Origin of the sequence: Labrys monachus (genome assembly GCF_030814655.1) — a bacterium.
In the GTDB taxonomy this organism is placed as follows: Bacteria; Pseudomonadota; Alphaproteobacteria; order Rhizobiales; family Labraceae; genus Labrys; species Labrys monacha.
In genome coordinates this window covers 4,965,949-4,984,539 of the sequence record NZ_JAUSVK010000001.1, presented here as the reverse complement: position 1 = coordinate 4,984,539, position 18,591 = coordinate 4,965,949, and the positions used below count along the sequence as shown (strand labels likewise).

14 protein-coding genes and 6 pseudogenes are annotated in these 18,591 nt (G+C 57.8%); 17 read left to right on the top strand and 3 right to left on the bottom strand.

Annotated elements, in window-relative coordinates:
* Positions 1-18 precede the first annotated feature (18 nt).
* The 9 genes and pseudogenes from J3R73_RS22815 (at position 19) to J3R73_RS22775 (ending at position 9,208) form a co-directional block, all read left to right on the top strand.
* Complete coding sequence (locus J3R73_RS22815; RefSeq protein WP_307432485.1) at positions 19-1,323, top strand: glycosyltransferase; 1,305 nt, start codon at positions 19-21, stop codon at positions 1,321-1,323.
* Between the two features lie 12 nt (positions 1,324-1,335).
* The gene (locus J3R73_RS22810) at positions 1,336-2,514 is read left to right on the top strand and encodes a glycosyltransferase (protein WP_307432482.1); all 1,179 of its coding nucleotides are present in this window, start codon (positions 1,336-1,338) and stop codon (positions 2,512-2,514) included.
* 40 nt (positions 2,515-2,554) lie between these two features.
* The gene (locus J3R73_RS22805) at positions 2,555-3,190 is read left to right on the top strand and encodes an LbetaH domain-containing protein (RefSeq protein WP_307432480.1); all 636 of its coding nucleotides are present in this window, start codon (positions 2,555-2,557) and stop codon (positions 3,188-3,190) included.
* Positions 3,187-4,068: a glycosyltransferase family 2 protein gene (locus J3R73_RS22800; protein ID WP_307432477.1), complete on the top strand. Its 882-nt coding sequence runs from the start codon at positions 3,187-3,189 to the stop codon at positions 4,066-4,068. The genes J3R73_RS22805 and J3R73_RS22800 overlap by 4 nt, the downstream gene beginning before the upstream one ends.
* 28 nt (positions 4,069-4,096) lie before the next feature.
* Positions 4,097-5,080 carry a UDP-glucuronic acid decarboxylase family protein gene (locus J3R73_RS22795; RefSeq protein ID WP_307432474.1) on the top strand — a complete coding sequence of 328 codons (984 nt, stop codon included), beginning with the start codon at positions 4,097-4,099 and terminating at the stop codon, positions 5,078-5,080.
* Positions 5,081-5,563: 483 nt separating this feature from the next.
* Positions 5,564-6,802, top strand: coding sequence for a hypothetical protein (locus tag J3R73_RS31610; protein ID WP_307432471.1), 1,239 nt, complete (start codon positions 5,564-5,566; stop codon positions 6,800-6,802).
* Between the two features lie 410 nt (positions 6,803-7,212).
* Positions 7,213-7,737, top strand: a pseudogene (locus J3R73_RS22785) (transposase); the annotation flags it as partial.
* Positions 7,738-7,981: 244 nt separating this feature from the next.
* Positions 7,982-8,189 (top strand): annotated as a pseudogene (locus tag J3R73_RS22780) (integrase core domain-containing protein); the annotation flags it as partial.
* A gap of 194 nt (positions 8,190-8,383) precedes the next feature.
* Positions 8,384-9,208 carry an IS5 family transposase gene (locus J3R73_RS22775; RefSeq protein WP_307432469.1) on the top strand — a complete coding sequence of 275 codons (825 nt, stop codon included), beginning with the start codon at positions 8,384-8,386 and terminating at the stop codon, positions 9,206-9,208.
* Between the two features lie 30 nt (positions 9,209-9,238).
* On the opposite strand, the gene J3R73_RS22770 is transcribed toward J3R73_RS22775, so the two are convergent.
* Positions 9,239-9,949, bottom strand: a complete 711-nt coding sequence (locus J3R73_RS22770; RefSeq protein WP_307432467.1) for an FkbM family methyltransferase — start codon at positions 9,947-9,949, stop codon at positions 9,239-9,241.
* Positions 9,950-11,243: 1,294 nt separating this feature from the next.
* Between J3R73_RS22770 and J3R73_RS22765 the strand changes: the two genes are divergently transcribed.
* Positions 11,244-12,830 (top strand): hypothetical protein, encoded by a 1,587-nt coding sequence (locus J3R73_RS22765; RefSeq protein ID WP_307432464.1) that lies wholly within the window; start codon positions 11,244-11,246, stop codon positions 12,828-12,830.
* 37 nt (positions 12,831-12,867) lie between these two features.
* Here the strand turns inward: J3R73_RS22765 and J3R73_RS22760 are convergent.
* A protein-coding gene (locus J3R73_RS22760) for an IS5 family transposase (protein WP_307432460.1) occupies positions 12,868-13,628 on the bottom strand; the annotation gives its coding sequence in 2 pieces (ribosomal slippage) (positions 12,868-13,313 and positions 13,313-13,628; 762 coding nt in all).
* A 195-nt stretch (positions 13,629-13,823) separates the two neighbouring features.
* Positions 13,824-14,006: pseudogene (locus tag J3R73_RS22755) on the bottom strand (IS3 family transposase); the annotation flags it as partial.
* A gap of 47 nt (positions 14,007-14,053) precedes the next feature.
* Between J3R73_RS22755 and J3R73_RS22750 the strand changes: the two are divergent.
* From J3R73_RS22750 to J3R73_RS22725, 7 genes and pseudogenes are all read left to right on the top strand, one after another.
* A pseudogene (locus J3R73_RS22750) lies at positions 14,054-14,437 on the top strand (transposase); the annotation flags it as partial.
* 202 nt (positions 14,438-14,639) lie between these two features.
* On the top strand, positions 14,640-15,821 hold the full coding sequence (locus tag J3R73_RS22745) for an acyltransferase family protein (protein WP_307432457.1): 1,182 nt from the start codon (positions 14,640-14,642) through the stop codon (positions 15,819-15,821).
* A gap of 90 nt (positions 15,822-15,911) precedes the next feature.
* Complete coding sequence (locus tag J3R73_RS22740; RefSeq protein WP_307432454.1) at positions 15,912-16,538, top strand: class I SAM-dependent methyltransferase; 627 nt, start codon at positions 15,912-15,914, stop codon at positions 16,536-16,538.
* Positions 16,539-16,765: 227 nt separating this feature from the next.
* Positions 16,766-17,305, top strand: coding sequence for a DUF1269 domain-containing protein (locus J3R73_RS22735; RefSeq protein ID WP_307432452.1), 540 nt, complete (start codon positions 16,766-16,768; stop codon positions 17,303-17,305).
* Positions 17,306-17,373: 68 nt separating this feature from the next.
* A complete protein-coding gene (locus J3R73_RS22730; protein ID WP_307432449.1) occupies positions 17,374-18,192 on the top strand; it encodes a CDP-diacylglycerol diphosphatase in 819 nt (272 codons plus the stop codon).
* Positions 18,193-18,267: 75 nt separating this feature from the next.
* Positions 18,268-18,423, top strand: a pseudogene (locus J3R73_RS31570) (putative DNA modification/repair radical SAM protein); the annotation flags it as partial.
* Positions 18,411-18,584 (top strand): annotated as a pseudogene (locus J3R73_RS22725) (UdgX family uracil-DNA binding protein); the annotation flags it as partial. The pseudogenes J3R73_RS31570 and J3R73_RS22725, both read left to right, overlap by 13 nt.
* Between the last annotated feature and the right edge of the window lie 7 nt (positions 18,585-18,591).

Here is an 18,591-nt window from a genome sequence, read left to right as displayed (position 1 = left end):
CTCATGAGGGCTAAACCCATGGCGGGGGTTCATCGCGCCGCGCCGCAGCCTTGTGGAATCGATGCCGCGCCGCCGACGCCTGGCATAGTGAACCGTTCCGATCGAGATCCTTCGATCGCTGTTCTTACCCAGCAGATCTCCCATTACCACGCGGCGCGGTATCGGGCTTCCGCGGCGGGTTTTGGCCGTCTGACCGTCCTTTCGGCCATGAACGATGCGGATTTTCGCGAGTTCCTCAGCAGCGATGCCGGCGACATCGAGGCGAGCCGTCTCTTCGACGGTCGGCAGGCCTATATGGCCGCCGTCTCCTCGGGAGATGTGTGGTCCCGTACCCGGTCCGTCCTCGACAGGCTGCGTCCGGAGGTCGTCGTCATTGCGGGCTGGTCCTTTCCGGAAAGCGTCGGCGCGATCGCGTGGGCGCATGACAATGATGCCCGCATCGTCATGATGTCCGAGAGCCAGGAACAGGATGGTCCGAGGCATCGTCTGCGGGAAATCGCAAAGTCGCGTATCGTGCGGATCTGTCATGCGGCGCTCGTCGGTGGGCGTCGGCACAGCGGCTATATCACCCGCCTGGGCATGCCCGCGGAGCGCGTCTTCCACGGCTATGACGCGGTCGACAATCGCCATTTCTCGGATGGTGCCGACCGCGCCCGGGTCGATGCTGTCTTGTGGCGGCAGAAGCTGGGCCTGCCGGATCGCTATCTCCTGGCCTCCGCGCGCTTCATTCCGAAGAAGAATCTGGAAGGCCTCGTCGCGGCTTTTGCCCAGGCGGTCGCCGCTGCCGATGTGCCGCACGCCCTTGTCATCCTCGGCGATGGCGAGGGACGGGGCGCTCTCGAGGCCGCCGTCGCCGCCGCGGGCGTCCAGCACCGTGTTCTGCTCGCCGGCTTCAAGGGGTATGACAGCCTGCCGGCGTTTTACGGCCTCGCCGACGCCTTCGTGCATGTCTCGCTCGCCGAGCAATGGGGGTTGGTCATCAACGAAGCCGCCGCGGCGGGACTGCCGCTGATCGTGTCGCATCCCTGCGGTGCAGCACCGGAACTGGTTGCCCCCGGAGCCAATGGTTATCTGGTCGAGCCTGCCGATATCGGTGACATGGCCCGCGCCCTGGCGGCCTTGATGACGGCAACCGACGAGGCGCGCCACGCCATGGGCGACGAAAGTCGTCGGATCGTGGCCGACTGGGGGCCGGAGCGCTTTGCCCGAGGCCTGCGGGACGCGGCCGACGCCGCCTTGGCAAGCCCCGTCCGGTGGCTGGCGCCTTGGGACAGGATGCTCCTGCGCATGCTTTCGCGGCGCTATATCTCCACGGTATCCTGACGGGACGCTTGCGTGACGATCGACCAAACACCCCTATCAATCGGCATCGTCTGCGCGAGCCTTTCCCGCGCCGCCGGAGGCATCCTGCCGATCATGCAGGCCCATGCCAGCCAGTTCACGGCGCGCGGCAACCAGGTGGTTGCGTACGGCGTGGAGGACGCCTGCTCGGAAGCGGACCGTGCCTCCTGGGCGCCGGTCTCGCCGCGCATCGCCGCTCCCATCGTGAAGCGCTTCGCCTATGCCCCGGCGATGGCGCGGGATCTCGATCAGGCGTCCCACCATATCCTGCACCAGCATGGCCTGTGGCTCTATCCCTCCGTCGCCGTCTCGCGCTGGCGGCGGCGGACGGGGCGGCCGGTCGTGATTTCGACGCAAGGCATGCTGGAGCCCTGGGCCCTGGCGAACGCGCGCGTGAAGAAGAAGGTCGCGGCCGCCCTCTTCGAGCGGGCCAACCTGTCATCAGCGGCCTGCATCCATTGCTCGGAGGCGGAAGTGCCGGGCATCCGCGCCTTCGGCCTTCGCAATCCGGTGGCGGTGATCCCGAACGGCGCCAGCCTTCCCGACCCGACATTGCGCCGCCCCCGCCCGGCATGGCTGCCCGACGACGGGAAGCGCACGCTGCTGTTCCTCGGCCGCCTGCATCCGAAGAAGGGCATCAAGGAGAGTCTGGACGCATGGTCGGTCCTTCGGACGCAGGCTCCGCACGTCGCGGCGAACTGGCGTCTCGTCGTGGCGGGCTGGGATGACGGCGGCCACGCCGAGGCCTTCATCGCGCATGCCCGCGCTCTTGGCCTTTCCGACGTGATCTTTCCCGGCGCGGTCTTCGGCGAGGCGAAGGAAGCGGCCTTCGCCCATGCCGACGCCTTCCTGCTCGGCTCCTATTCGGAAGGCTTTCCGATGGCGGTATTGGAGGCCTGGTCCCATGGACTGCCGGTCTTCATGACGCGCGAATGCAACATACCCGAGGGATTCCAACAGGGCGCCGCGGTCGAGGTGACGACGGCTCCCGCCTCGCAGGCCCATGTGCTGGCCCAACATCTCGCGGGTCCGGACCTGCCGAAAATCGGCGCACGTGGCAGAGCGTTGGTTGCCCGGCGTTTTTCCTGGTCGTCCGTAGCGGATGAACTCCTGTCGACCTATGCATGGCTTTTGGGCGATGGGAGCCGGCCGAGCTCCGTCACGCTCGATTGAAGATGCAGTTGTCAGCTTCGGCGATGCGGAGGATCTCGGCATGAGGGTCGACGGGGGAGGGCCGGTTGCAGACCAGCCGGCGGTGCCGGGCGGCGGACCGATCGATCGCCCCGCGAGCTATGTGCTCGATATCGCGGCGAACCGGCGGGAGCGCAAATGGTCGCGTGGGGAGATGGCGCGCCGCATCCTGTGGGAGATCCTGAGAGGCCCGTTTTTCGCCTGGACGCCGCGGCCGTTCTGGGGCTGGCGGCGCGGCCTCCTGCGCCTGTTCGGTGCGCAGGTCGGACGCCATGTCTGCATTCATCCCACGGCGCGCATCGCCATTCCCTGGAACCTGCGGATCGGCGACATGGCTTCGGTGGGGGATCGCGCCATCATCTACAATCTCGGGCCGGTCGACATCGGCCGGGCTGCCACGATCTCGCAGAACGCTCATCTGTGTGCCGGCACGCACGACTATCGCCGCGCCGACATGCTGCTGCTGAAGATGCCGATCGTCATCGGCGAGGGAGCCTGGATCTGCGCCGATGCCTTTGTCGGGCCGGGAGCGACCGTCGGAGCGTTCTCCATCGTCGGCGCGCGTGCCGTCGTGCTCAAGAGCGTTCCTGACGGCGTGATCGTCGCGGGCAATCCGGCGCGGTTCGTGCGCACACGCCCTCCCATGGTCCAGTCATGAAAGCCTCCGTCCTCATCCTGACCCACAACGAGGCCGCGAACCTGCCGGCGTGTCTCGATGCGCTCTCCTGGTGCGACGACATCGTCGTCATCGATTCCGGGAGCACCGACGAGACGGTCGCGGTGGCCAGGCATCATGGCGCGCGGGTGCTGGTCCGGAGCTTCGACGACTTCGCGGGCCAGCGCAATTTCGGACTGGAGCAGGGCGATTTCCGGCATGAATGGGTCGTCCATCTCGATGCCGATGAGGTCGTCACGCCGGCGTTCGTCAGGCATCTGGAACAGCTGCGTGCCCAACCCGGCATCGACGGCTACCGCGTGCCCTCGAAGCTCATGCTGTTCGGCGGATGGCTGCGCTATGCCGGCATGTACCCGACATATCAGGTGCGGCTCGGACATCGCGACCGGCTGCGTTTCCGCCAGGTCGGCCATGGCCAGCGCGAGGATCTTCCGGCGGACAGGATCGGCGTCTTCCACGAGCCCTATCTTCACTATTCGTTCTCGCACGGCATGAAGCGGTGGCTCGAAAAGCATGTCCGTTATGCTCAGGACGAGGCGGACCTGATTTTGTCAAGACGGGCGGGCGCTGGCGGGCCCCGCATCTCGATGTTCGCCGACAACGCCACGGAGCGCCGTCGCGCGGCGAAGGCCATGGCCGGGAAGCTGCCGCTGGCGCTGCGCCCAGGCCTGCGCTTCTTCTACGTCTACTTCGTCCGTCAGGGATTTCGTGACGGACGTTCCGGATTCGCCTATGCCCTCATGATGTCGATCTATGAAGGCATGATCGCCGTGCTCGCCTACGAGAAATTGTTTCAGGAGAGACGGGGCGCTTCAAAAATATCCTCCGTCGGGGCGCAGGCCGCGCCGCCGGGAAAGTGAACGTTCTCTTGCAGCCAGGAAAGTTGGAATGAGTATTGGAAAGCGTGTTCTCGTGACGGGCGGCGCCGGCTTTCTCGGCTCGCATCTGTGCGAGCGTCTTCTGGATCGCGGCAACGAAGTCATCTGCGCGGACAACTTCTTCTCCTCGACCAGGCGCAATGTCGAGCACCTCATCGGCAACCGCCGCTTCGAGCTGATGCGGCATGACGTGACCTTCCCCCTCTATGTCGAGGTGGACGAGATCTTCAACCTCGCCTGTCCGGCATCGCCCGTGCACTACCAGTTCGATCCGGTGCAGACGACGAAGACGAGCGTGATCGGCGCCATCAACATGCTGGGGCTGGCCAAGCGGGTGAAGGCCAAGGTCCTGCAGGCATCGACATCGGAAGTCTATGGCGACCCGACGATCCATCCGCAGCCCGAATCCTATTGGGGCAATGTCAACCCCATCGGGTTTCGTTCCTGCTACGACGAGGGCAAGCGCTGCGCCGAGACGCTGTTCTTCGACTACCGGCGCCAGCACAACCTGCCCATCAAGGTGGTACGCATCTTCAACACCTACGGGCCGCGCATGCATCCCCATGACGGGCGCGTGGTGTCGAACTTCATCGTTCAGGCGTTGAAGGGGGAGGATATCACCGTCTATGGCGACGGCTCGCAGACGCGGTCGTTCTGCTACGCCGACGATCTCGTCGAGGCCATCCTGCGCATGATGGACACGCCGCACGAGGTGACCGGCCCGATCAATATCGGTAATCCCAACGAATTCACCATTCGGGAACTCGCCGAACTCGTGATCGAGCTCACCGGGTCGACATCCCGCATCATCTCCGAGCGGCTGCCGTCGGACGATCCCAAGCAGCGTAAACCCGATATCGGGCAGGCCCGCTCGGTTCTCGGCTGGGAGCCGCTCACGCAGCTCAGGGAAGGGCTCGGAAAGACCATCGCCTATTTCGATCAACTTCTCGCGGAGGGCGAGACCTTCAAGCGGAAGCGGCAAGGGGTGATGTGAGGCGGCGAAGGATTCGTCACACCGCGTCCGAGTTTCGCCGGAAGCGAGTTTGACGTTGCTGGCGCAATTGGCAGGATATGACGTTTGCCAGCGGGGGCCTCGTCGGGGCGTTCATCGACCTCTTCGATAAGGGATGAACGATAGCGAATCCATACGTCTATGGCTCCGCGCGGCTTTTCGGCAGGACGGTCAGTAAGCGATTGGCCGATATTGGTGCGAACGACCGCGCTGGCTTCGCTCCACGGCTCGCTGGGAGGTCTGCGGGGCCAATGGGTCGAACAAGATGAGATGGGCTGCGACCCTGCCTCGGCGTTTGATGGCTCCGTGGGGTCGCGTCGGTGCCGTGTTTTACTCAAGTGCTCGCTCGCGGAGTATCCGGGCGGAGCCTGATTTCGGCTATAATGTCAAGCTTTGATCCTTTGCCCCTCGATCGATGTGCAAAGGAGGGTGTTGCCGCTTCGATAGAAGATAAGGAATGGTGGAATGGTCGAGTTCGGCATCGAGAGCGGCCGTATTTCAATCAAGAAATCCCCTTATGAGCGGCTGATCGGGATTTTGGGCTATGCCTCTCTCGCCATTTACGTCGCTGCAATTTTATTGAGTCGAAAAGAATTTACATATGATGAACCGTGGTATTTAGGCACTATCGATACCTTGAGAAAATACGGTCTATCTATTCAGTTTCTGCAGAATCTTCCTGGACCCGCAGGTCCATTATACACGATTGTTCAGTGGTCCGTCAGTCCATTGACTAATTTTATTCCATTTTACGTCAGGTTGGTCAATGTTATTCTCCTGTTTGTCTCGATCTTATTTATGGCTGTCTATGCGTCTCGGCGAGGATATTCAGTAGACGTCGTTTCTTGTTTCGCGTGTCTGCCCACCGTCGGGGTGTCGGCTTGCCTTGCGTTGACGGAAATGCCCGCCGCTGTTTTTTTGTGTGGAGCAATATTGGGATTGAGCGTTCTTTATTTCGAGCGAATCCCGAGGGGCGTCGGAATAATCATCGCTGCCATATCGGGGCTCTCACTTGGATTCGCCATCCTGGGAAGGCAGCCTTATCTGACGGTACTTTTTGTTCTTCCTTTATTGTTGCGTGGAGTGAATATCGTTCTGATTACGATATTCGCTATGGCCGCTTTGATTGTGACTGTCCCTGTCTTTTATATTTGGGGTGGCCTCGTTCCTCCGTTGACTGCTTGGGCAGGGAACGGCTTTTCTCTGGAACACGGCGTGCTGAGCTTTTCTTATATGTCCATTATATGCCTAATAATATTTCCGGCCGACGTGGTTCCGAACGTCCGAATTACTTCTGCGCTCGCGGGTTTCGGCGGGCTGGCAAATGAAATATTTCACGTTGTTTCATTCACGCCGATTCAGGGACTCGCTCATTTCCTTCCAACGGATTTGAGTTACATCTTTGTACGGGTATGGTCGGATATTTCCGTTTTTTTGGCGATTCTGTTGATATATTATGTAATAAGAAGAATTTTTTCATCTGGTGTATTGTCGTTTGATGGGTTTCTATTGGCCGGCATAAGTTTGAATCTGGCTTCAGCGGCGAAAATTACGCACCAGTTTAGCTCTCGATATGTTTTTTCAGCTCTTCCCATATTGTTTTTTTATCTGACACCTCGGCTTCCGGTGGGGCTATTTCTGCTGATTCGGCTGGCTATTGCCCTCCTCGTTAGCTTGATGCAGGTTCGGGGGTACCTTTTCTAGCGGACTGCGCAAATTCACGATATCGGGGGCACCTGATCTGATTCGATGGGTAGCTTGGATAGTGGATCCGATACGGGGAGACGGACGAACAGACTGGGTCTCCTTTCAGCTATCAAAACTCTGAGTCTCTGGTGCCGACGAGCATCGCTCGGACTACGGTGTTGAGCCGATCTGCAAGATCTTGGTCCCCGCGTAGACGGGGATTACCCCTTCGACATATTGGGAGCATGCGCCCCCGCCAGGCCGATCCCGCGCAGATACCCGAGCGGGATCGGCAGGACGCGCGGCGCTGAGTGAAGAAATAGTCCGGGCCCATGTCGGAAACCTGTTGGTCTAACAGGCTGCGGAAAAAGTCTTCCTCGAAGCGTTCCATGCTGATTCACTGCTGGTGCATGAACGGGAGGGGATCGATGCGCGGAGTTGATGTTCGAACGGAGAGTCTGTTCTCGTATGTGAGCTGCGAAGCTCGGGTTCCTGCGGATCATCCGCTGCGTGCGATCCGTGCGATTGTCGACGAGGCGCTGGAGGCGCTGTCGCCGGAGTTCGACAAGCTGTATTCGCGGCATGGGCGTCCTTCGATCCCGCCGGAGAAGCTGCTGCGTGCGCTGTTGCTGCAGGCCTTCTTCACGATCCGCTCGGAGCGGCAACTGATGGAACAGATGGATTACAATCTGATGTTCCGCTGGTTTGCCGGGCTGTCGATGGATGCGCCGATCTGGGATGTGACGGTGTTCACCAAGAACCGCGAGCGCCTGCAGGAAGGCGATATCGCCGCCAAGTTCCTGGCTGCGCTGCTGTCCCAGCCGCGGGTGACGGCTTTGCTGTCGGAGGATCATTTTTCGGTGGACGGCACCCTGATCGAGGCCTGGGCGAGCATCAAGGGCTTCAAACCCAAGGCCGATAGGGCCGACAGCCCGGATAAGGGCGATGATGGCGGTTCGGGCAGCGTCCCGCCGGCTTCCGGTGCGGCTCCGGCGGCGGCCTGCAATCTGATCCGATTGCCCAAATTGATCGAAATCAAAGGATAACTGCGCCAAAATGTCGGAAAACGCATCCAAAATGCTGTTTTGGCAGCGGTCATTGCATGAAAATCGGCCACCAAAATCAAACCGAGCCCAAAAAATCAGGCCCTCAGCCAAAATATGCGGCCACGCAACGCGTTTTTCCGCAGCCTGTTAGGTCGGCAGCGTCGGCGACAGTTATGACAATCCTCTGGCCGAGACCATCAATGGCCTCTACAAGGCCGAGGTGATCCATCGCCGTTCCTCGTGGCGCACCATGCGAGGTCGAGTTGGCCACTTTCGAATGGGTCGACTGGTTTAACAATCGAAGGCTGATCGAGCCGATCGGCAACATTCCGCCGGCGGAGATTGAAGCGCGATATTGAGCGCAAGAATCCGAGTTCGCCAAAGCGGCGTGACTCAAACGAAACTGCCTCCGGCAAACCCGGCGCGGTTCAAATCCGTCGTCAATCTCGCCATAGGCCTATGCTTGATCAAATTCGTCTACGCGACCTTAGCGGCTGTTTGGAAACGCGGCGGAGGGGTTCCATTGGGGATCTGGATGTGATTCACGATAAGGATGTGGACAGCAGAGAGCCGAGGGCGAATGACCGCCATATCGAAGAAGACGAAGCGCTACCCGTCTGATCTGACGGACGAGGAATGGGAGCGGATCGCGCCGCTGATGCCCGCGCCCGGTCGGACGGGGCGTCCCCGTGAGGTGGAGTTCCGGGAGGTCGTCAACGCGGTGCGCTATCTGGTGCGCTCGGGCTGCGGCTGGCGCATGCTGCCGGTGCATTTCGGCCCTTGGCGGACGATCTACGGCTGGTTTCGCGAGCTGGCGCGCCGCTTTCTGTTTCAGACCATCCACGACGTCGAACTGATGCTCGATCGCGAGCGGAGCGGGCGCGAGGCGAGCCCCACGGCGGCGGTCGTCGACAGCCAGTCCGTCAAGGCACCTCATGCCGAAACAAGGGGTTACGACGCAGGCAAGAAGATCGTCGGGCGCAAGCGGCACATCGCGGTCGATACCGACGGACGGCTCTTGATGGTGCACTTGACGCCCGCCGACATCTCCGACAGCGCCGGGGCGCAAATGATCCTGGATGCGATCCGCAAGCGCTGGCCGTGGGTGAAGCATCTCTTCGCCGACGGCGCCTACGACCGGCTGAAGCTGATGGACAAGGCCGCCTATCTCGACTTCGTCCTGGAAATCATTCGACGCAGCCAAGAGCAGGCAGGCCTCCAGGTTCTGCCCCGCCGCTGGGTCGTCGAGCGCACCTTCGGCTGGATGATGCGCTGGCGACGCCTCGTCCGCGACTACGAACGCCGCACCGATGTCTCGATCGCCATGATCCACGTCGCTATGGGCGGCATTCTCATCAGGCGAAACGCCCATCCTTGAGTTTCCAAACGGACTCTAAGCAGGTATAATTTACCGCGCCCGAAAGGAAAGTTTCCGTCGAAATATCCTCATAAGCCCGCGGACATTTCTTATTACGAAATTCAATATAATGTAATTAAAGATTGAAATGCAATCTTTTCTAACAAATAAAACATTACCATTCCCTCTCGAAAAATTTATTCTATAGTAACCTATACGTTTCATTCGAGCAAAAAGAATGTTTATGTCATCTATCATGGAGGGATCTATAAAATCATGGAATTCTACCGAATATTGTTTAGATCTTCTTATAATATAATCTGAGGCAAAGCCAAATAATTCAATCTCTGATCCTTCGATATCAACTTTTACCAGCGAAATTTCTTTGTCGGTAATCATAGAAAAAACTCTTTCTAAAGAATATCCATCTACCGTTTCGTCCCCAAGGGACTCTTCAGTAAGCTTAAATTTCGAACTTGCGTCTGTTCCAAGCGACTTATGAATAAGAATTTCTTTTTCTTCACCGCCGACTGCCCCATGTACAACTGTAAGCCCCCTGCCAGTGGGCCGTGCATCGAACAATTCCGAGACGGGCTCAAAAGCTAACACCTGACATCGGTATAAATTCAAGACGTGCAGTGAGAATAATCCCCTGTTAAATCCAAGATCTATAACGAGGCTATCGGAATCTAAATGATCATCCAGAAATGTGTGCTCCTGTATATGTCTAAGCTGAAAGCTTCTTCTTATTCTGTTAAACATGCCATGATCGCCCTTCTTTGAGGAACAAGTGGATCTCCCGCACAATAAGGCCCCTCACGGTGACAGCCAAATGAGCTGCTTCCCCATCGTTTGGACAGTTGGCAGCTTCATCGGGCTTTTCCCCGCTTCGTTTATGTCGCCGGTACGATTGATTTTGTATCCGCGGCATACGATACGGAGCGATTTCGTCGATCGATAGGCCGCGTCCCACTGCGTCGACTCTTCGCAGAGTTCCAGGCCGGGATCAGAAGCTTGCCGATAGAAACATTCGTACTTCATCGACCGCTACTGCCGCTCGATAAAGACATAATCTATCCCGCGGAAGCCGCTTCCAGAAGCAGGAGATGCAAAAATACCGCGTCCATTGTGTTGGACAGCCGTCACGCAGATACATTGCGACCCGCCCAATCGGTTATCGCCGCCAGATACAGAAGGCCTCGACACATCCCGATATTTGTGATGTTGACGCATCAAACCTGCCCCGGCTCCAAGCACGACACTGTGCGGATAGATATTTGTTAACTGCAGGCACTAGATGGGACCCTCACGCGCAGGTTCGATCATCAGTCGCCTCCGATGCTTACGAACCGAATGCTTTCGGCAAAAATCTCCCTCGACCACAACTTAGCCGATCTTTTCAGCATCGCAATTCGCTCGCCGCTTGAGTCGCCTCCGCCTTGCCCGAAAATGTCGCCATCATCCCCTCGACCGCCTGCTTTTCCAGGCCGCGATCATTGTCTGGTGAATGCCGTGTCGCGACGCGAGTTCCGCCAACGTCAATTCCCCTCCCATCAGCTCCAACGCGACCTTCGCTTCGAACTCGACTGTGGTATCGCTTCCCCTTAACCTCGCCCCACAAAACAGTCCTTCTCTCAAGCCGGAATAGCTAGCCGACTGATAGATTTTCCGGGGCCACCTTACCAAGATTTCCCGCTGCAGACTGGATCTTGATGAGACAGGCGCTGTACGTTCATAATACCAATTTCGCAGACATTACTCAAACGTTGACCGTAGGCTCCAGATCAGGTCTATTTCAATCGGCCCATTCCGGCGGCGGCATAGCATGGGCTGATATCCACATCGCTCGCTCGGCCAATTCACCTTGATAAATCAAGTTGGATATACGGAATACAACCCCTACATTACCCAAATCTAAATGTTTTATACGCATATTGGGCGAAACGGAGTGCACATGGGAAATCTACCAATCCTCAGGTTCATAAAAATTCTTTCCGTTAACATGATAATATTGCTTATCACATGCGGGTATTTAGACGCGCGGTCGAGTAATGGTTTGCAGATCCGTCTTGGTGAACATGGACTTTCGTCGTTAATCTACGAGGGTCATGAATTTTTACTCTCGGCTCGGAGCGGAGAAATTCTGCCGGTTAATTACACGCCTCGTCTGTCGCGAGGAAATGATAGCATACAGGGATCGAGCAATCCAATATCAGTATTTGTGGACAACAAAAAATCAACGGTTAAATATACATATCCGTGGTCTACCATTATAGTGAATTACACGATAAGAGATGATAATTTATTGATAAGTATAAAAATTAAAAATACGGATAATTACTATTCAATAAGCAATTTGACGCTCGGCGTCGCTCAATTAACTTTTCTCGAGGTGCCTACTGGTAGAGTACTTGAGGCGGGCATGTGGGGAACTGGTGGTATTCTACAGCCCTTGCATATAAGGCCTCAGATGGTCGCTCCAGATCAAGCTCCACCTATTGTCGAGATCCGGACGTCAAATATAGCGGCCGTCTTTGCCAGCGACGATATCCCTACCGAGAAGCGGCTGCAATCCATAGGCATTCCATTTACGACAGATCGAATGGACAAACGATCCTATCCCCTCTGGATCACAATCAAGCCGCTGCCGCCCGGCGCGGATCTAACCGTTAATGTATCGCTTCGATTTGGATCCGCCGCTTCCGATTTGCAGAGCCTTGCCGGCGATGTACTGCAGACCTATAGAAGAAGTTATCCTTATGAGTTGACTTGGCCATCGCATGCTCCGATTGGGGCGCTGTTTTTGGCGACATCGCAGCCCCATCCACTAAAGAATCCGCGAGGCTGGTTTCTAAATGCAAAAGACGTTGACGTGACTACGCCTGCCGGCCTGCAGAATTGGCACGATCGCCTGATGGCATTTGCCGACAGAAGCATCCGTGTTCTCCAGGATATGGGTGCCCAGGGAATGATCACTTGGGATCCTGAAGGGCAGGAATTTCCCAACGCAACCTTCTACGGCGCGCCCCAACTTACATCAAAACTCGCTCCCGAGACCAACTTTGCATCTGCGGGCACACTTGAAACCATCGACGAATATTTCGCCAAATTCCGAGCGGTCGGCCTGCGGACTGGCGTGACGCTCCGGCCTCAGCGTATCGTCTTCCACCAGGGTATCCCTGTCCAGGAGTTCAGTGAAGACCCATTCTCGGAACTCCTTGAGAAGATCCGCTATGCCCGAAAGCGTTGGGGATGCACCTTATTTTACATCGATTCGACCTACGATATGTCAGGCCCTCTTTCGGCCGATATCATGAGATCCTTGCGGCAGGCGAATCCCGACGTGCTCCTTATCCCGGAAAATGAGGATTTTCGCGATTTCGCATATACGGCTCCACTCAATTCATTCAATCACTTCGGTGTCACGCAGACTCCGTCGTCGGTCCGAGAGGTATATAAAGACGCCTTCAGCGTCATTTTCGCGTCTCTACCTCAGCGAACATCGACGGCTTCAATTGAGCGTTTAGTCGACGCCGTTAGGAATGGAGATATTCTCCTGGTGGGCGGCTGGTATCCCGGGCCGCATGTCGAATATGCAAAACAAATATATAAGGAGGCTCGTGAAAAGAAGTCGAGCCACTGAATTGCAATTCCAGATTTCATTAATTTAGGTCGTCGACTCATAAATCCTTGAGCCAGATGCGGACGGAGACGAGCTTGAGAGCGGCGAGATAGTTGTCATCGAGCTTGTCGTATCGTGTAGCGATGCGCCGATAGTGCTTGATCTTGTTGAAGAAGCGTTCGACCAGATTTCTCTGGCGATATAGGTATTTGCTGAAGCAGATCGGGTCTTTGCGATTGGCCTTGGGCGGAATGTTGGCCCAGGCTCCCTGTTCGTTGACGCTCTGGCGCAGAGCATTGGCATCATAGCCCTTGTCGGCCAGAAGCATTGCTCCCTTCGGCAGATCACCGATCAGCTCTTGCGCCCGGGCGATGTCGCTTTCCTGGCCGGCGCCGAGGAGGAGGCGGATGGGGCGGCCTTTTTTGTCGACGAGGGCGTGGATCTTGGTGGTGAGGCCACCTCGGGAACGACCCACACATCGATCTCGATCCCCCTTTTTGCCGCCGCACCGTGCTGGTGGACGCGAACGATGGAGCTATCGATCATCTGGACCTGGCCGTCATGGGCCGCGACGATGGCGTCCATCAGTCGGTCCCAGATGCCGGCTTTGCGCCAACGCTGGAAGCGATTGTAGATCGTGGTCACCGGACCGTAGCGTTCGGGCAGATCCGACCAGCGCGCTCCCGAGCGCAGAATCCAGAAGATGCCGTTCAACACACGCCGATCGTCAACACGAGCAACACCCCGCACTTTATTGGGAAGGTGAGGCTTGATCGCCTCCCATTCCTTGTCCGTCAGATCGAAGCGACCCATGCTCAAACTCCAAAAGGAGCTTGAATCACACTGAAATCAGATTGAAAACCCTCAAATTTTATGAGTTTTCAACCTAGCCCTTCCAGCCCGAAGTTTTGAACTAAACGGATGGCCGCGTTCTGCTTCATATGACTGAAAATGAGAATCCCAGCGATATTTCTGGCAGCGAGACGGCTCGGCCGTGGTCGGCTCAGGCCGCTCGCCGGCATAACGCTCGGCCCGCCGGACCCAGCCGAAGCGTCTCCGCTGTGCAACCGATCTTCAGGCTATCGAACTGATTGCATCCCAGTGCGACTTGTAGTCCGACGCATGCTCTCTCACCACCCGCACCGCTCGCTTGCGCACTTCTGGTGAATAATTCGCCGTTGGCTTCTTGTCCGTCATCGCTCTACTTTCTCAAAAGTCGCAGCCTCCGGCAAACCGGGCGCAGTTCAGTCGATACCGACGGACGGTTCCTGATGGTGCACCTGACGCCCGCCGGCATCTCCGACAACGCCGGGGCGCAGATGATCCTGGATGCGATCCGCAAGCGCTGGCCGTGGGTGAAGCATCTCTTCGCCGATGGCGCCCGCGACCGGCTGAAGCTGATGGACAAGGCCGCCTATCTCGACTTCGTCCTGGAAATCATTCGACGCAGCCAAGAGCAGGCAGGCTTCCAGGTTCTGCCCCGTCGCTGGGTCGTCGAGCGCACCTTCGGCTGGATGATGCGCTGGCGACGCCTCGTCCGCGACTACGAACGCCGCACCGATGTCTCGATCGCCATGATCCACGTCGCTATGGGCGGCATTCTCATCAGGCGAAACGCCCATCCTTGAGTTTCCAAACGGACTCTCAGATCCGCGGCTTCATCGACGTCGATTCCGCCGTCTCCGCCTACAAATCAGTTAAATCGCTGAAATTTTGGAGTTGGGACGCTGGATATAGATGCAGTATTGAGGGAAGAGGTGGTTGTAGGATATGCTTTTGGATGACTCTTAAAGTCATTTTCTATGCTCGTTCATTTAGAGGTGGATTTCAATGCCAACTGCTTCCTTACCGACGAAATCACCTCAAATTGTTAGAGAATCCGCTTTGAGTGAGATTGATGTGTATCGTGGAGTTGCGGCCCTTGGAGTCGCGGCACTGCATATACGGGAGCTTACGTGGATTGGCGTACAAAAATTTTGGCACCTGCATGGAATGGAACTTAGACCAGGAGCAGTTATTGGCTACATGACATTTCCGCTGGTATGGGGATCCATTGGAGTGCCAGTATTTTTTGTTCTCAGTGGGTATTGTATTCATCAGAGGCAGGCGGTGGCTCGGAGTCAATATGGATCTTTTTGCCTGTCCCCGGGTAATTTTCTAGCAAGGCGTTTATTTAGAGTATATCCCGTTCTTATCGCTGCACTATTTCTAACTTTAATTTGTGATTACACGAGTGGCGGATTTTATCCTGGCAGTGATAAGCTGGGAGATATCGGATTTCGGTCTTTTATTGTCAATATTTTTTCTCTTCAAGGGGCGGTGGGTCGAACGTATGGCTCCAACGGGGCATTATGGACGCTTTCTGTTGAAGTTCAATTTTATATACTATATCCGTTGCTGTTGGTTGTGATGTCGCGATGTGGGATAAAAATCACAGCAATAGCACTTCTATTTGGTAATATTCTCTCATATTTCTTGTTTGAGCGTTTAGGATTCGTTGTATTTTCGTCTTATTATTTTTCATGGTACCTAGGCGTCCTGTTGGCGGAGGGGCGCGCGATCGGTTTTATGTCTAAAGAGCTTTCCTTTGTGAAGTTTAGATTTTTTGTATATACGCTCAGTGCAGTCCTTTTAGTTTCAGGATGTTTGGTGTTTTTTGTATCTCAATATATATCGTTTCAAATTTGGGCATTCTCATGCTCTATTTTTTTACTAGCGAGGTTAAATAATGAAGATATTAATTTTGGTCGATTAAAGAGAACGATGGCATGGATCGGAGCTTTTAGTTTCTCCCTCTATATTACTCATCTGCCCGTTAGCGTTCTTGTGTGTTCAATTTTATTTAGATCGGAGCGTCAAATGGACATATATCCGTTTTTCTTATGCCTGGCGATTGCTGTTTTGTTTGGGTATATATTTTTCCTCGTTTTCGAGCGGCCCGCTTTGGGTCTTTCTCGACTATTCCGGGGAGGCCAGGTCCATTCGGCTTCCGCTACACGTTGGGGGGCGTAATCGGACTATGCTCTACGTCTTGTGACGCGACCTAAGTAAGTATCTCTAGTTTCGGAGCGTGTAAGAGCGTCTCGTGGGGTGATTTTAAGAATGCAAAGCCGCAAGGAATATGGTTACAACAGCTCGGGTGAGCTCGGTCATCATCACGACTACCTCCTGCCGTCCCTTTTGAGGGCGGTAAAGGATGAGGGGCAGGGGCGGCCCACTCGAATTTTTGACCTCGGCTGCGGAAATGGATCCGTTGCGGGCGTCCTGGTCTCAAAGGGGCACCAGGTCGTTGGGGTCGATCCTTCCGAATCCGGCATTGCTGCGGCTGCCGGTCGGAGGTCCGAAGGGCTTCGGCTTGAGGTTGGATCGGCTTACGATCCACTAGCGGAGAAGTTCGGCACGTTTCCCATCGTCATCAGTCTGGAGGTGGTGGAACACGTCTATTCTCCCAGGGAGTTCGCCAAGAGCCTGTTCGATCTGGTGCAGGAAAATGGTTTGGCTGTGGTGTCCACGCCCTATCACGGTTACCTGAAGAATCTCGTCTTGGCGCTGACGGGGGCGATGGATCGTCATTTCACCGCGCTGTGGGATCATGGACATATCAAGTTCTGGTCGCCGAGAACCTTGTCGGCATTGCTTCTCGAAGCCGGCTTCAAATCGGTGGAGATCCAGCGCGTCGGCCGTGTGCCGCCTTTGGCCAAGAGCATGATCGCGTTGGCGCGGAAGTGAAGGTGGTGTCCGCCGGAGGGGGACGTGATGCCTTTTGCGAAGCCGCAACCCGCTGATGCCAGATCCCGGCGGAGAGCGAGGTCCGCTCCTCAGCACGGCAGCGGCGGCTTATTGCCCCTCCGGAAACGGGCCGATCTTCCCCCGACATATGATAGCATTCTTGGCGTGGCATGGATGACACGGCCTCGTCCGTTGCGCCAGACGCCTTCCCACCCAGGAGCACTCCCATGAGCGATCTTGTCTTTATCGCCTTTCCCACCGAGCAGAAGGCGGAGGAGGTCCGCGACCGGATTCTCGCGCTGCAGAAGGAATATCTCATCGAGCTCGCCGATGCGGTCATCGCGGTCAAGGACGACAAGGGGCGGGTGAAGCTCAACCAGATGGTCAACATGACGGCGGCAGGCGCCTTGTCCGGGGCGATCTGGGGCACGCTGGTCGGCATGATCTTCCTGGCGCCGCTGGTCGGCACCGCGCTCGGCGCCGCGTCGGGTGCCATCGGCGGCAGCTTCACCGATATCGGCATCGACGACACCTTCATGAAGGAGGCGGCGCAGGCGCTGTCGCCCGGCAATGCCGGCCTGTTCCTGCTCATCCGCAAGATGACGACCGACAAGGTCCTGGCCGATCTCGAAGGCGTCGGCGGCACGGTGATGCGGACGTCGTTCGACCAGGCGCAGGAGCAGAAATTGCGCGATGCCCTGGCCGGCCATGCCGCCGCGGCGGCGCAGCAGGCCGCGGACGGCGCCTCGGCCGACCCCGGACTCTGAAGCGCGCGCCCCCGAAAGGCGGGCCTTTTGGGGGCCGGCTCCGGCTGTCGCATCCCTGCCAGGGAAAGGTGATACGCACGTTCGGCCGGCGAGCGACCGGCACGGCGATGGGACGGGCGATGCTGCGCAGCTTGATGAATGCCGGACGGGTCTTCGTCGTCCAGGCCGCAACGGTGCTGGCTCTCCTCCAGCCGGCGTTCGCCGCGGATCCGGACGCCCTGTGGAAGATCGTCCATGGGCAATGCGTGCCGGACCAGCAGGCGAACGGCAGGCCCGCGCCCTGCGTTGCCGTCAGCCTCGAGGGTGGCTACGCCGTGCTGAAGGATATCGTCGGGGCCAGCCAGTTCCTGCTGATCCCGACGGCGCGGATCACCGGCATCGAGAGCCCGGCCGTGCTCGAGGCCGCCACGCCGAATTATTTCGCCGCCGCCTGGGCCGCGCGGTCCTGGGTCGAGACGGCGCTCCACCGTTCCCTGCCGCGTGAGGACATCGGCCTGGCGATCAACGCGGCCTCCGCCCGCAGCCAGAACCAGCTGCACATCCATATCGACTGCCTGCGGCCCGACGTCGTCGACACGCTGCGGCGTCATGCCGATGCGATCGGGGAGAACTGGTCGCGCCTGCCGGTGCCGCTCGGCCGCCATGCCTATCTCGCCCGGCGGCTGGACGAGGCGGCGCTCGCGGCCGACAGCCCCTTCCGGCTCCTCGCGGCCGGCGTGCCGGCAGCCGGCGCCGACATGGCGGACCAGACCCTCGTCGTCGCCGGCATGACGTTCGGCGGCGACAAGGCCGGCTTCGTCCTGCTCGACGGCCATGTCGATCTCCTCGCCGGCGATCTCGCCCATGGCGAGGACCTGCTGGACCATGACTGCTCGGTGGCGAAATAGGGCCGGACAAGCACTGTCCGGCCTTCCGGTTTCAGAAAGGCATTGATTTGGAACAAATAGTGAACATAATGCCCCATGGATCTTGCCCGCAAACTCGCCATCCTCGCCGATGCCGCGAAATAGGACGCCTCCTGCGCTTCCAGCGGCACGAAGCGGCGTGATTCCGTCGGCGGCCGGGGACTCGGCTCGACCGAGGGCGCGATCTCGATACGGCCATGCCGGTCGGCAGCAATCGCGGCCGGCTGATCGAACGGGGCGAAGGCAAGGCGCCCGCGCTCGTCACCGTGCACCCGTCCTATCTGCTGCGGCTGCCCGACGAGGCGGCGAAGGCGGCCGAATATGAAAAATTCGTGGGGGATCTGCGGTTGTCGCGGGCGTTCTTCGAGGCGTGACGCCGGC

Coding starts and splice junctions, on each gene's coding strand:
- J3R73_RS22740 (WP_307432454.1), top strand. CDS start 15,912: ATGCAAAGCCGCAAGGAATATGGTTACAACAGCTCGGGTGAGCTCGGT.
- J3R73_RS22770 (WP_307432467.1), bottom strand. CDS start 9,949: ATGTTTAACAGAATAAGAAGAAGCTTTCAGCTTAGACATATACAGGAG.
- J3R73_RS22815 (WP_307432485.1), top strand. CDS start 19: ATGGCGGGGGTTCATCGCGCCGCGCCGCAGCCTTGTGGAATCGATGCC.
- J3R73_RS22735 (WP_307432452.1), top strand. CDS start 16,766: ATGAGCGATCTTGTCTTTATCGCCTTTCCCACCGAGCAGAAGGCGGAG.
- J3R73_RS22775 (WP_307432469.1), top strand. CDS start 8,384: ATGTGGACAGCAGAGAGCCGAGGGCGAATGACCGCCATATCGAAGAAG.
- J3R73_RS22800 (WP_307432477.1), top strand. CDS start 3,187: ATGAAAGCCTCCGTCCTCATCCTGACCCACAACGAGGCCGCGAACCTG.
- J3R73_RS31610 (WP_307432471.1), top strand. CDS start 5,564: ATGGTCGAGTTCGGCATCGAGAGCGGCCGTATTTCAATCAAGAAATCC.
- J3R73_RS22795 (WP_307432474.1), top strand. CDS start 4,097: ATGAGTATTGGAAAGCGTGTTCTCGTGACGGGCGGCGCCGGCTTTCTC.
- J3R73_RS22745 (WP_307432457.1), top strand. CDS start 14,640: ATGCCAACTGCTTCCTTACCGACGAAATCACCTCAAATTGTTAGAGAA.
- J3R73_RS22805 (WP_307432480.1), top strand. CDS start 2,555: ATGAGGGTCGACGGGGGAGGGCCGGTTGCAGACCAGCCGGCGGTGCCG.